The organism is Chitinimonas sp. BJB300 (genome assembly GCF_002735695.1).
Taxonomy (GTDB): domain Bacteria; phylum Pseudomonadota; class Gammaproteobacteria; order Burkholderiales; family Chitinimonadaceae; genus Chitinimonas.
In genome coordinates this window covers 1-12,135 of the sequence record NZ_PDZH01000117.1, presented here as the reverse complement: position 1 = coordinate 12,135, position 12,135 = coordinate 1, and the positions used below count along the sequence as shown (strand labels likewise).

Below are 12,135 nucleotides of genomic sequence, written 5' to 3'. Positions count from 1 at the left end.
CTACCATCGCCGACAAGCCCGTTGCTGTCGCCGCACCAAACGTGCTCAGCAAATAGTCGGTGTACAAATCGAGTTCTTTGTTCTTCATTGCGACAGGTTAGCGTATGCACTGCGTAACATCAGTTATAAATAGTTGCTGCTTTCAATAATGTGCGAAGGGGCCAGCCAGGCTTATCCGGCAGGGCAGTCCTGTTCTGCGTGCGACAGTACGGCTATGAGCCTACATTTTCTGCAGGATGGACGTTATCCCATAAAGTAAGTTCTTAGTGTTATGCGTCGATCTTGATGAGGCGTAAAAAATCCGGCGGAAATGCCCGCCGGATTTTTGTTCAGAATAGTTACCGGGTTCCTAATGCACGACCTTACTTGTAGCGCGCTACGCCGTCGACCAGTTCCTTCTGTGCGGCTTCAATGCCATCCCAGCCGGTAACTTTTACCCATTTGCCCTTCTCCAAATCCTTGTAGTGCTCGAAGAAGTGCTTGATTTGTTCCAGCAGTAGGCCGGGCAGGTCGGTCGTGGACTTGATATCCTTATACATAGGGCAGAGCTTGTCGACGGGCACGGCAACCAGTTTGGCATCGATGCCTGCTTCGTCTTCCATCTTCAATACACCCAGTGGGCGGCAGCGGACTACGACACCTAGGCTTAGCGGGAACGGAGTGACGACCAGCACATCGACAGGGTCGCCATCTTCACTCAGCGTTTGTGGTACGTAGCCGTAGTTGCAGGGGTAGAACATCGCGGTGCTCATGAAACGATCGACGAACATGGCCCCCGTTTCCTTGTCGAGCTCGTATTTGATTGGCGCGGCGTTGGCGGGAATTTCGATCACGACATTGAAGTCGTTGGGCACATCTTTACCAGCGGGGACGCGGTCGAGGATCATGGTGAAGTCCTTATTAAATATGGGAAGAATATAAACCGGGCGATTATAACCGGCCGACTTCATTCCCGGCACGGTAGCCATACCCGGTGATGGCAGAAGCAACTGACGAAAAGGAGCGTATGACGGTGCCGATTCCATACCTGCGGGGGTTGAGTGGTAAGGAGCGTCGTCGCTCGGCCAATCTTCATCTGGGCTACTCGCTATGCTTTATCGCCGGCGCGGTGAATGCGGGGGGCTTTGTGGCGGTGGGACAATACACCTCGCATATGACCGGCATGGTGTCTGCCATGGCAGATGACGTTGTGCTTGGCAATACCGGTTTGGCCATAGCAGCACTGGCCGCTGTTGTTGCATTCTTGGCTGGCGCTGCAGTGACAGCCTTATTGGTCAATTGGGCGAGGCGACGCCAGCTACAGAGCGAGTTTGCACTTTGCTTGATGTTGGAGGCTATTCTCTTGCTACTGTTTGGTTTGTTGGGTTCGGTTCTGGCACACTTTACATACTGGTTGTTGCCGCTGACGACTATGCTGCTCTGTTTCATCATGGGTTTGCAGAACGCCATCATCACCAAGCTATCAAATGCGGAGATTCGAACCACTCACCTTACTGGTATGTTGACGGATATTGGCATTGAGCTAGGCAAGCTGTTCTACCCAAACCTGGATGATCAAGCTGTACCGGTTCGAGCCAACGCTGCCAAGCTGGGGTTGTTAAGCCTTTTGGTGAGTTTTTTTTTGCTGGGAGCGATGCTGGGAGCGCTCGGTTTCAAATGGCTTGGGTATGCAGCCACTATCCCCTTGTCCATCTGGTTGGCGGTGTTGGCCTGTGTGCCTATCTGGGATGACATCATGATGCATTGGCAGGCGAGGCGGGCATCACGCCAAGATTAGGTACTTGCTTGAAAGCTTCTTAAACTTGCCGCGCAGCTGTGATAGAGCCTTTGTGCTGCTCAAAACTGGGATAGCGAGATGGAACACACCTTTCTGATTGAAGGTATGCATTGTGGTGGTTGCGTGGCCTCGGTGGAGCGGGTGTTAAATGCCCAAGCAGGTGTACAGCGGGTCGCAGTTAGTCTTGCCGATAAACGCGCCATAGTTACTTTCGACCCGGCTCGAACCAATATTCCTGCCTTGCAAGCGGCGATTGAGGCTGTCGGTTACGCCGTACTGGGTTGAACTGCGTTTGGGTGGGGGCTGAGGAAGGCTCGGGTGCGCCGCGGCACATTTCTATTGCTGAGTGCTATGGTGTAAGCACGTCCCTGCGAGCCATCCTGGTTTGTGTGAGGTCGACTGTGTGTCTGCCCTGCAATGAACATTGCCCCTTATTTGCCTCACTTTCGCCCTCGTCTGCTCGACTTTCTCGGCCGGTGCGATAGCGCCAGTGTACGTGCTGATTTGATCGCCGGCTTGACGGTTGCGGTTGTAGCGCTGCCGTTGGCCATGGCGTTCGCGATTGCATCGGGTGTGCCGCCGCAGGCAGGTATCTTCACTGCCATCATTGCGGGGCTGCTGATTTCGGGTCTGGGTGGATCGCGTCTTTGTATCGGTGGGCCTACTGGGGCGTATATCGTCATTTTGCATGGCATCGCCGTACAGTATGGCGTCGCCAACTTGGCGGTGGCCACCTTCATGGCCGGCATCATGCTGCTGTTGATGGGGGTGTTTCGGCTGGGTCAGTTCATCCGATTTTTCCCCATGCCCATCATTACCGGTTTTACCAATGGCATAGCGGTCATCATTCTTCTAACCCAGCTGAAGGATTTCTTTGGCCTGCAGGTGGCCAGCATGCCGGACAACTTCTTTGCCGTGCTCCATCTGCTCTGGCATGAAATCGGTAACTTGCATTGGCCGACTTTCTTGCTGGCCCTAAGCAGTTTGGTAGTGATTCTGTCCTGGCCCAAGCGTTTTGGTCGCCGCTTGCCTGCGCCCTTTGTGGCGCTTGTCGGGGCAGGGCTAGTTACCGCTTTGGCCCATTTGCCCGTTGCGACTATTGGCAGTAAGTTTGGCGGCATTCCACTGGGTCTACCGACATTCACACCATTGCTGTTTGATTGGGAAAACTTCTCGAATTTATTGTCGCCTGCGAGCAAGATCGCCTTGCTCGGCGCTATCGAATCTTTGCTTTGTGCGGTAGTGGCCGATAAGGCCACTGGCGATCATCACGATTCCGACCAAGAGCTGATGGCGCAGGGCATTGCCAATCTAGTTGTCCCGCTATTTGGCGGGATTGCCGCTACGGGCGCGATTGCCCGTACGGCGACCAATATTCAAAACGGTGGTCGTACGCCGCTGGCTGGTATTTTTCATGCATTGGCGTTATTGATTGTAGTGCTGGTGGCAGCGCCCTTGGCGAGTTATGTTCCCTTGGCGGTACTGGCGGCCATCTTGGTTGCGACAGCCATCAAGATGGGCGATTGGGATATCCGCAAGGCCCAGCACTATCCGCGTCGTGACACTCTGGTGTTGGCGACGACCTTTGCTTTAACCGTGCTGTTTGATTTAACCATTGCCATTGAGATTGGCCTTTTGCTGGCGGGTATGTTTTTTATCTTCCGGATTGCTGATCAGACGGTGCTGAAACAGCTGACGCCCGATTACACCGAGGCGCTGATTCGTCATGCCATCGTGGGTAAGGTCATTCCTGCCCACACGGTGGTTTATCGCATGGAAGGCGCGCTATTTTTTGGCGCAGCAGACAAACTTGACCTGCTGCTTGATGAGGTCGCTGACGATAAGCTGGTCGTGGTACTGCAAATGCATCGTGTAACGCTGCTCGACACGACCGGTTTGCTGGCAATTGAACAACTTGCCGTCAAACTTGCAGCGCGAGGGCAGGTATTGATTCTGTGCAGCGTGCTGGCCGACAACGCAGTACGTATTGCAGAGGCAGGCCTGATGCAAACACTGGGCGCCGACAATATCCAACTGGATTTGGTGGGGGGGCTGGCCCGTGCCGAGGCCGTGGTTATGTCACATAAGTCTTCAATCGCGATAAAAAGCGGCGCTTGAAGAACGCATACTCTCCAAAAAGCTTGCAGCTAGCCATTGAACAGGTACTTAGGTTCACCCCTAAGATACGGTTACACTGGGCTGGGTAACGTAAGCTGACTCAATGTTTCACCTTATAGAGTCTGTATAACCACCTTACCTCGGATTTTCTGCCATGGAACGTTGGACCGCCATGAAAGCCCACTATCTCACGCCGCTTTTTCAGCCGCGGAGTGTGGTGGTGATTGGTGCCTCCGAGACCCCGGACTCGGTGGGGGCGCTCGTTTTTCGCAATCTGCTCGATGCGCGTTTCAAAGGCAGGTTCCATGGTGTCAATCTGCGTCATGCCAAGGTATTTGGCCAAACCGTCTACGCTCGTCTTGCTGCCGTGCCGGCGGGCGAGATTGATCTGGCGATCATCGCTACTCCCGCTCGCACACTGCCTGGTTTGATGCGCGAATGTGGTGAGCGTGGTGTGAAAATGGTGCTGGTGCTCTCCCGCGACTTTGTTGCAGTTGATGTGCATAACCGCACCTTGCTGGAACAAGCGGTTACCGTTGCCAAGCAGTACGGCGTACGCATGCTGGGGCCGAATCTCCTAGGTATGATGCGGCCTGCGACGGGGCTGATCGCCGCCAATTACCATGGCAAGGTCAAGCCCGGTAATCTGGCGTTGGTGGCGCAGTCGAGTTCTGTTGCCAGTGCGATTCTGGATTGGGCGGAAGCACACGATGTGGGTTTTTCAACGGTTGTTTCACTTGGCGCGGCTGCCGATGTGAACTTCGGCGAGGTGCTTGACTACCTGTCGCAGGACAATGCCACACGTGGCATCTTGTTGTACTTGGAAGACGTGGGTGAGGCGCGTGGCTTTATGAGTGCCCTGCGCGCGGCTGCCAGGCAGAAGCCGGTGGTGTGCCTGAAGGTGGGTCGAGAACCTATCGGCGGTGACCGGGTTACCCGTACGCATTCCGAGCGACTGATTGGCCGCGACGACGCCTTCGATGCCGCGTTGCGCCGCACGGGTGTGCTGCGGGTACCGACCATGGTGCATATGACCATCGCGGCGCAGATGTTGGCGGCGAATATCCGCACCAAAGGCCGCAGGCTAGCGGTGATTTCAAATGGCTATGGTGTTGGCCGCATGGCGGTTGATCGGGCGCAGGCATTGGGGGTGGAGCTGCCCAAACTCAGCCCACCGACCATTGCCAAGCTGGACGCTGCATTGCCTGCCGTCGGTGCACACGATAATCCGGTTGATATTTTGGGCGATGCGCCCCCGGCACGTTTTCTTGCCGCAGCCGAAGCCTGCTTGGCTGACCCGAATATTGATGGCGTGTTGGTGATCTTGACGCCGCAGGCGGGTACCGATGACTTGGCGACCGCTGAGCGTATGATTGAGCTACGGGGCCGGACCGATAAATTGTTGATGTTGGTTTGGCTTGGTGACAAGCGGATAGCGTTGTCGCGCAAGTTGCTTGATCGCGCCCATATGGCGTATTTCCTCGCACCCGAACACGCTGTGGAAGCTTTTGCCAGTTTGGCTGCGTGGAGTTATGTCCAAGAACTCAGCCTCCAAACGCCCGGCCCATTGACTAACCGCAGCGAGCCTGATGTGGACCGCGCCCGCGCGGTGATTGCAAAAGCGTTGGCGGCGGGGCGCAGTGTGTTGACTACGGCGGAGGCATTGGCCGTGTTGGATGCCTTCCATATTCCCTACCCGCCTACGCTGTTGGTTAGGACGCCAGAGGAGGCCGTAGCGGCAGCGGCGCGTATTGGCTTGCCCGTTGCTTTGAAAATTGATGCCGATAATCTCTTGCATAAGAGCGATATCGACGGGGTATTGCTCAATTTGAACTCCTTGGAACAGGTGGCCGACAACACGGAGTCTATGCTGGCCTATGCGCGGCAACGTCTGCCCAAAGACAGCGTGCATGGGATGGTGGTGCAGAAAATGCACGGAAAGCGGCATGGGCGTGAACTGATGCTGGGAGTAACGCGAGATGCCGTATTCGGCCCGATGATTGCGTTTGGCTCCGGTGGCCTGACCGTGGATGTATTCGAGGATATAGCGGTGACCCTGCCACCCTTGAATGACATGATCGCGGCTAATTTAATTCGTCGTACCAAGGTAGCGCGTGCACTAGGCACTTTTCACAGTCATCCGGCGGTGGATATGGAAGCGGTGAAGGACATACTGCTGCGTGTATCCGAGATGGCTTGCGAGCTGCCAGAGATGCTGCAGTTGGATTTGAACCCGGTGGTGGTGGATGAGTATGGTGCAGTCACGGTGGATGCCAGTATTGTCGTCGCACCGTTGCCCGCAGGGTTTCATCGGTACAGTCATATGGCGGTGCATCCTTACCCTGTCCATTTGGTTGCACATGGCTACCTCAAGGACAGTACTGCGTGTGTCTTTCGGCCAATACGTCCCGAAGACGCAGACGAACTACAGCGCTTTGTGCGTGAAGAGCTATCGGATGAGAGTCGCTTCAATCGTTTCATGAGTACGTTGAAACAGCTGCCGCCCAGCATGCTGGTGCGTTTTACCCAGCTTGACTACGCCCGTGAGATGGCCGTTGTCGCTACTGTCGAAATAGGTGACAAGGTGCAGATGGTCGGTGTGACGCGTTACACAGCGAATCCTGATGCAGCCAGCGCGGAGTTTGCGATTTCCATCGCGGACCGGTGGCAAGGCAAGGGGCTGGGGGCTCAGCTGATGATGGCGCTCTTTAACGCGGCACGGGATGCCGGCTTATGCACGATTGAGGGCGATATCCTGGCTTCCAACTCTCCTATGCTGGGCATGATGAAAAAGTTGGGCTTTGATATCCGCCCACATCCAGATGATGCAACCCTGAGATGGGTGGTGAAATCGCTTTGATCGGTAAATTAAAAAGACCGCTATCGCGATCTTTTAATTTACCGAGGGCTTGCTCAGGCAAATAGATCCGCCTCACTGAGTTTCTTCCCCAGTTTGTCTTTACCAGATAGTTGCGGTTCACCTGTGTATTCCCAGTCGATCGCCAACTGGGGGTCATTCCACGCAATGCAGCGCTCGTGCTCGGGTGCATAGTAATCGGTGGTTTTGTACAGGAATTCGGCTGTTTCGCTGAGCACAACAAAACCATGTGCGAAACCTGGTGGTATCCATAGCTGACGCTTATTCTCCGCGGAAAGCCGAACGCTAACCCAGCGGCCAAAGGTTGGGGAAGATTGGCGGATATCAACAGTGACATCCAGTACCTCTCCGGCCGTTACCCGTACAAGCTTACCCTGCGCCTGCTGTAGCTGATAATGCAGCCCGCGTAATACGCCGCGTGATGATTTAGAGTGGTTGTCTTGTATGAATGTTGCACTGACACCAGTCAGCTCTTTGAAATCCCGGCTATTGAAACTCTCATAAAAGAACCCACGCTCGTCGCCGAAGACTTTCGGTTCAAGCATGAGGACATCAGGGATATGGGTGGGGATCGCTTGCATGGTCTGTTGGCTCAAGGTTTGATGCTGGCTTTGAAGATAACAGAGCTGATGCGGTTACGCTAAGAACCTGTCTAAAGTCTCGCGAGCTAGGGCAAGATAAGGCGAAAACAACCGAGGAAGCGGAGTTTACGCGTGGTAAATGAGCATTCCGAGAGTGTTTTCAACGCCATATTGCCGACGCGCAGCAGACTTTAGACAGGTTCTAAGACGAGTGGTGTTGGTTGTGAGTGGCGCTATACCCAGTGAGGGAGAAGTAGCGCGGATAGAATGTCGGAATGACCTCAAATTTTCCTCTGCTCCATGACTTGAAAATCGGCCTTGCCGAATTGGAATGCCAGCATTTACGCCGCTATCGTCGCATAGTGGCCTCTGCGCAAGGGCCGCGTATTCAGGTTGATGGACAGACATTGCTTAATTTTTGCGCCAACGATTACTTGGGACTTGCCAATGATGCCCGCCTGCGTGCTGCTGCGGCGTTGGCCGTGGGGCAATACGGTGTAGGCAGTGGCGCCTCCCACTTGGTATGCGGTCATCAGGCACCACATGAAGCGCTTGAGCATGCATTTGCTCATTTTGTTGGTCTACCAGCGGCATTAGGATTTTCGTGCGGCTATATGGCTAACCTTGGGGTGATTACCAGCCTGCTGGGCCGCACGGATGCGGTGTTCGCAGACCGGTTGAACCATGCTTCCTTGAATGATGCATGTGTGTTGAGTCGAGCGCACTTCCATCGGTTTCCCCATAACGATCTTCTTACCCTGGAGCGGCAGCTGGCCCAGTCGAATGCCAGACGTAAGTTGATTGCAGTTGATGCGGTTTACAGCATGGATGGTGACTTGGCGCCTTTGCCGGGCTTGTTGGCATTAGCGGAACGCTACAACGCCTGGCTTTATCTTGATGATGCCCACGGTTTTGGCGTGCTGGGTGAAGGACGGGGGAGCTTGGCGCACTGGCAACTGGTTTCCGCCCGCATTATCTATCTTGCTACTTTGGGAAAAGCGGCGGGTAGTGCTGGCGCCATGGTGGCAGCAGAGCCTACCGTTATCGATTGGCTATTGAACAATGCACGGACTGCGATTTACACAACAGCCAATCCTGCAGCCATAGCAGCGGCTTCGTTGGCAGCGATCCAGGCAATTGAGCAAGATAGCTGGCGACGCGAGCAACTTCGAGCGCGTATTGCTCAGCTGCGGGCCGGTTTGATGGATTCGACTTATTGTCTGGCTGAATCCATTACGCCTATCCAACCATTGTTGTTGGATACCAGTGAGCAAGCATTGGCTTTGTCACAATCACTGTGGGAGCGTGGCCTATGGGTTGCTGCAATTCGACCGCCTACCGTGCAGACACCTCGCCTGCGTATCACTTTGTCTGCTAATCATAGCGAGGCAGATGTCAACGCGTTGATCACTGCATTGGCTGAACTCGCGCCATCTTTGGGTGAGCCGCGATGAGTGTGTATATCGAAACGTTTGGACAGGGCGAGGACCTGGTGCTGATACATGGCTGGGGTATCCACGGTGGTATCTGGCAACGAACGGCGGAACACCTAGCCCGCCACTATTGTGTGCATATTGTTGATCTGCCTGGGTGCGGAGCAAGTGATATGGTTTCTCCCTATACCCTGGCCAACTTGGCAAATAGCCTGGATGCGGTCTTCCCATTGGCGGTACATGTGGTGGGGTGGTCATTGGGCGGCGCGGTTGGGATGCAATGGGCATTACAGGCAGCCGATAAAGTCCGCTCATTGACCCTTTGCGCCTCCTCACCCAGTTTTATACAACGGCCTGATTGGCCGTATGCCACGTCGGCGGAAACTTTGTCTGCCTTTGCCGCTGGCCTGGCTGGGGACTATGCCGCTACGCTGAATACGTTTCTGGGGCTGCAAGTCATGGGCAGTCGCGACGGTCGTTCTGTACTGCGCGCTTTGCAGCGTGGTTTGGCGGAACGCCCTGTTCCACAACTGGCTGCATTGGTGGCGGGACTCACGATCTTGAAGGAGACCGATCTTCGCTCTCGTTTGACTGAGCTTGGGTGTCCACTCTTGTTGCAGTATGGCGATCGAGACCGTATGGCGCCGTCACAAGTGGGAGAATGGTTGGCGCGGCTAAGTGGGGCGCAGCTGGTGATGCATACCGGCGCAGGCCATGCGCCATTTATTTCGCATGAGGCGGCATTCGTGGCAGCTCAGCTTGAGTTTCTAGGGCATCATTGAAATGAAAAAGCGGCTACTAAGCCGCTTCTTGTTTGGTTTCGCGTCCCATCAAGGATTTGATGGCTTCAGCTGTAGCCAGGTTTTCAAATAGCATGGCGCATACGGCTTTGGTAATGGGCATTTCGACACCTATTCGCTGCGCTTGGCCTAGCACAGCCTTGGCCGTATTTACGCCCTCCGCCACATGGCCAAGGTCACGGATGATGTCGGTTAGCGGTTTGCCCTGTGCGAGCAATAAGCCCACCTTGCGATTACGCGAGAGGTCACCTGTACAGGTCAGAATCAAATCCCCCATGCCAGATAGCCCTGTAAAGGTTTCCGGCCGCGCACCCAAGGCAACACCAAAGCGGGTAATCTCCGCCAGCCCTCGGGTAATGAGGGCTGCACGAGCGTTATTGCCCAACTGCAATCCATCGCTTACGCCAGTGGCGATGGCCATGATGTTTTTTACTGCGCCACCAATCTCTGCGCCGATTATGTCGTTGCTGGAATAGATTCTTAGGCGGCTGGAATGCAATTTCGCCGCCATTGCACCGGCAAATTCTTCATCCTCTGCCGCCAGTGTCAGTGCAGCAGGTAGGCCTGTCGCTACTTCTTGGGCAAAACTCGGTCCGGTTAAACTGCCACAAGGCACATCTTCAGGCAGTTCAGCCGCTGCTACTTCATGAGCCAGTAATTGCGTATCCGCTTCCAAGCCTTTGCAAGCCCATAAGATGGGGATATGCCTACCCAGTGAAGCCAGGGTGCGTAGCGTGTCACGTAACCCTGCTGTGGGTGTTACAACCAATATCAGTTCAGTATCTCGGGTTGCATCCGCCAGCGAGGCACTGCACTGCAAATTAGCTGGAAAACGTAAACCTGCTAAATAGCGGCTGTTTTCGCCTGTTGCCTTTAGGACTTGGATTTGCCCGGCATCGCGTCCCCAAAGGGTGACGTCATGATGACGGGCAAAGCTCATGGCTAAAGCCGTTCCCCAGGCGCCGGCACCCAATACAGCTAGTTTCATACGCCCCACACCTCTTCGACCCGGATGTACCCGATAGCGCCATCGCGATGTTTGATCTTGACCCAGCCGGTTTTGCCAGCTTCAAGCAGATCAAACAGCACGCCCTTCTCTGCAATAAATAACAAACCGGCCTTGGCGTCAGCTGCCGTACGTACCTCGGCCTTGTTCATGGCCACTACAACAGTACGCTTACTGGCCAGTGACTTTTTCTCAACCCATGCCAGTGCGCCGGATTGATCACGTACGCGTAACCAATCTGTATGCTCAATCAGTATTTCTACCGGCATCCCGCGGCTGGCAACAAATAACTTCTTTGCTTGCAAAGTAGGTGAGTCATAGAAAACGGCACCGTGGGCTGTCACAGAGCGAAACTCAAGCGCATTGGCTTGCAGCACTGCGGTACTCAGTAGTGCTGCAATGAAAATTTTACTGAACTGTTGCTGGTGCATCTTGGCTGGCGGCTTGATTCTGACGTTGCATATAAAGTTGTTCGAAATTGATAGGAGCGAGAATGACGGGTGGAAAACCGGCACGTGAAACGATGTCGGAGATCACTTCACGAACATAAGGGAAGAGGATATTCGGACACGCCATACCGAGGATAGGTTCAAGATCTTCGGCTGGAATATGACGAATCTGGAAGATGCCGCCTTGTGTGGCTTCTACAAGGAACACGGTCTTTTCGCCCAGGCGGGCGGTGACCGTTATTGTTAATACAGACTCAAAGTAACCATCATCCAATTGCTGGGTTTGGGTATGCAGTTGCATATCCACCTCCGGTTGCTGGGCTTCAAGATAGACCTGCGGTGCATTCGGTACTTCCAGGGACAGGTCTTTTACGTACAGCTTCTCAATCGAGAAGACGGGTTGTTCTTGTTGATCGCTCATAGCGACTCCTGCTGTATCGAAGGTGGATAGACAAATGAAAAGCGGCTGAATCATCGCAGATTCAGCCGACGCACGCTATTTTAGGGCACTTAGCTTGCTAGTAGCAGGTCGAGTTCACCAGCATGGTCTAGTGCGGCTAGATCATCGAAGCCGCCGATATGACGTTCATTGATATATATCTGCGGCACTGTACGCCTGCCTGTGCGAGCCATCATCGCCTCACGTTCAGCTGTATCAAGATCGATTCGGATCTTGTCTATATCAGCTACGCCTTTGCGCTTCAGTAATTGTTCCGCACGAAGGCAATAGGGGCAGTAGCCTGTGGTGTACATAGTGATTTTTGGCATTCATTTCTCCACAGCTTATTCTTGTATGCAAATGAACTAAAATTATATATGTGGATTTTAAAACATGTTTGTAAACAAGACTCAGTTTTGGCTTGAAGTTTTGAAGTGACTAGCCATCAGCTTGAAGAATATTAGTTTAAGGAATCATGGACTTGTTGAATTTTGCAGTCCTATTTTGCAAAAATATGAATGTTGGTAGTTGACGCGTGTTGGGGCGGTGCGTATAGTTCGCCTCTCTGCTGCTGACGCAGACAAAAACGAAGCGAAACGAATGAGTTTAGCGGAGTGGGTCTGAAGAAGCAAACGCTCTTTAACAAGATACAAC

At 53.9% G+C, this 12,135-nt stretch carries 12 protein-coding genes; 6 read left to right on the top strand and 6 right to left on the bottom strand.

The genetic code is table 11. The annotated features are described in order from the left end of the window. Nucleotides 1-362: 362 nt before the first annotated feature. The gene (gene ppa / locus CSQ89_RS16925; RefSeq protein ID WP_099407273.1) at nucleotides 363-887 is read right to left on the bottom strand and encodes an inorganic diphosphatase; all 525 of its coding nucleotides are present in this window, start codon (nucleotides 885-887) and stop codon (nucleotides 363-365) included. 89 nt (nucleotides 888-976) lie between these two features. On the opposite strand from ppa, the gene CSQ89_RS16920 reads away from it, so the two are divergent. From CSQ89_RS16920 to CSQ89_RS16905, 4 genes are all read left to right on the top strand, one after another. After that, nucleotides 977-1,777, top strand: coding sequence for a YoaK family protein (locus CSQ89_RS16920; protein ID WP_374701370.1), 801 nt, complete (start codon nucleotides 977-979; stop codon nucleotides 1,775-1,777). 78 nt (nucleotides 1,778-1,855) lie between these two features. After that, the gene (locus tag CSQ89_RS16915) at nucleotides 1,856-2,062 is read left to right on the top strand and encodes a heavy-metal-associated domain-containing protein (RefSeq protein WP_099407270.1); all 207 of its coding nucleotides are present in this window, start codon (nucleotides 1,856-1,858) and stop codon (nucleotides 2,060-2,062) included. Between the two features lie 132 nt (nucleotides 2,063-2,194). Beyond that, a complete protein-coding gene (locus tag CSQ89_RS16910) occupies nucleotides 2,195-3,895 on the top strand; it encodes a SulP family inorganic anion transporter (protein WP_099407269.1) in 1,701 nt (566 codons plus the stop codon). Between the two features lie 154 nt (nucleotides 3,896-4,049). Continuing rightward, the gene (locus CSQ89_RS16905; protein ID WP_199065639.1) at nucleotides 4,050-6,755 is read left to right on the top strand and encodes a bifunctional acetate--CoA ligase family protein/GNAT family N-acetyltransferase; all 2,706 of its coding nucleotides are present in this window, start codon (nucleotides 4,050-4,052) and stop codon (nucleotides 6,753-6,755) included. A 53-nt stretch (nucleotides 6,756-6,808) separates the two neighbouring features. Here CSQ89_RS16905 and rfbC read toward each other — a convergent pair whose 3' ends face one another. Continuing rightward, nucleotides 6,809-7,354 carry a dTDP-4-dehydrorhamnose 3,5-epimerase gene (gene rfbC, locus CSQ89_RS16900; RefSeq protein WP_099407268.1) on the bottom strand — a complete coding sequence of 182 codons (546 nt, stop codon included), beginning with the start codon at nucleotides 7,352-7,354 and terminating at the stop codon, nucleotides 6,809-6,811. 275 nt (nucleotides 7,355-7,629) lie between these two features. Here rfbC and bioF point away from each other — a divergent pair, with 275 nt between their 5' ends. Then, entirely contained in the window at nucleotides 7,630-8,808 is a 1,179-nt protein-coding gene (bioF, locus tag CSQ89_RS16895; protein WP_099407267.1) for an 8-amino-7-oxononanoate synthase, read from the top strand. Next, nucleotides 8,805-9,569 carry a pimeloyl-ACP methyl ester esterase BioH gene (gene bioH, locus CSQ89_RS16890; RefSeq protein WP_099407266.1) on the top strand — a complete coding sequence of 255 codons (765 nt, stop codon included), beginning with the start codon at nucleotides 8,805-8,807 and terminating at the stop codon, nucleotides 9,567-9,569. The genes bioF and bioH overlap by 4 nt, the downstream gene beginning before the upstream one ends. A 16-nt stretch (nucleotides 9,570-9,585) precedes the next feature. Here bioH and CSQ89_RS16885 read toward each other — a convergent pair whose 3' ends face one another. The 4 genes from CSQ89_RS16885 to grxC form a co-directional block, all read right to left on the bottom strand. Then, nucleotides 9,586-10,575 carry an NAD(P)H-dependent glycerol-3-phosphate dehydrogenase gene (locus CSQ89_RS16885; protein ID WP_099407265.1) on the bottom strand — a complete coding sequence of 330 codons (990 nt, stop codon included), beginning with the start codon at nucleotides 10,573-10,575 and terminating at the stop codon, nucleotides 9,586-9,588. Next, complete coding sequence (locus tag CSQ89_RS16880; RefSeq protein WP_099407264.1) at nucleotides 10,572-11,024, bottom strand: SH3 domain-containing protein; 453 nt, start codon at nucleotides 11,022-11,024, stop codon at nucleotides 10,572-10,574. Before CSQ89_RS16880 ends, CSQ89_RS16885 begins: the two co-directional genes overlap by 4 nt. After that, nucleotides 11,002-11,463 (bottom strand): protein-export chaperone SecB, encoded by a 462-nt coding sequence (secB, locus tag CSQ89_RS16875; RefSeq protein ID WP_099407263.1) that lies wholly within the window; start codon nucleotides 11,461-11,463, stop codon nucleotides 11,002-11,004. The genes CSQ89_RS16880 and secB overlap by 23 nt, the downstream gene beginning before the upstream one ends. Nucleotides 11,464-11,552: 89 nt before the next feature. Next, on the bottom strand, nucleotides 11,553-11,810 hold the full coding sequence (gene grxC, locus CSQ89_RS16870; protein WP_099407262.1) for a glutaredoxin 3: 258 nt from the start codon (nucleotides 11,808-11,810) through the stop codon (nucleotides 11,553-11,555). Between the last annotated feature and the right edge of the window lie 325 nt (nucleotides 11,811-12,135).

Excerpts from the sequence above, each read along its gene's own strand:
- bioF (WP_099407267.1), top strand. The coding sequence starts at position 7,630 with ATGACCTCAAATTTTCCTCTGCTCCATGACTTGAAAATCGGCCTTGCC.
- CSQ89_RS16920 (WP_374701370.1), top strand. The coding sequence starts at position 977 with ATGGCAGAAGCAACTGACGAAAAGGAGCGTATGACGGTGCCGATTCCA.
- CSQ89_RS16905 (WP_199065639.1), top strand. The coding sequence starts at position 4,050 with ATGGAACGTTGGACCGCCATGAAAGCCCACTATCTCACGCCGCTTTTT.
- grxC (WP_099407262.1), bottom strand. The coding sequence starts at position 11,810 with ATGCCAAAAATCACTATGTACACCACAGGCTACTGCCCCTATTGCCTT.
- CSQ89_RS16885 (WP_099407265.1), bottom strand. The coding sequence starts at position 10,575 with ATGAAACTAGCTGTATTGGGTGCCGGCGCCTGGGGAACGGCTTTAGCC.
- bioH (WP_099407266.1), top strand. The coding sequence starts at position 8,805 with ATGAGTGTGTATATCGAAACGTTTGGACAGGGCGAGGACCTGGTGCTG.
- CSQ89_RS16910 (WP_099407269.1), top strand. The coding sequence starts at position 2,195 with ATGAACATTGCCCCTTATTTGCCTCACTTTCGCCCTCGTCTGCTCGAC.
- rfbC (WP_099407268.1), bottom strand. The coding sequence starts at position 7,354 with ATGCAAGCGATCCCCACCCATATCCCTGATGTCCTCATGCTTGAACCG.
- ppa (WP_099407273.1), bottom strand. The coding sequence starts at position 887 with ATGATCCTCGACCGCGTCCCCGCTGGTAAAGATGTGCCCAACGACTTC.
- secB (WP_099407263.1), bottom strand. The coding sequence starts at position 11,463 with ATGAGCGATCAACAAGAACAACCCGTCTTCTCGATTGAGAAGCTGTAC.
- CSQ89_RS16915 (WP_099407270.1), top strand. The coding sequence starts at position 1,856 with ATGGAACACACCTTTCTGATTGAAGGTATGCATTGTGGTGGTTGCGTG.
- CSQ89_RS16880 (WP_099407264.1), bottom strand. The coding sequence starts at position 11,024 with ATGCACCAGCAACAGTTCAGTAAAATTTTCATTGCAGCACTACTGAGT.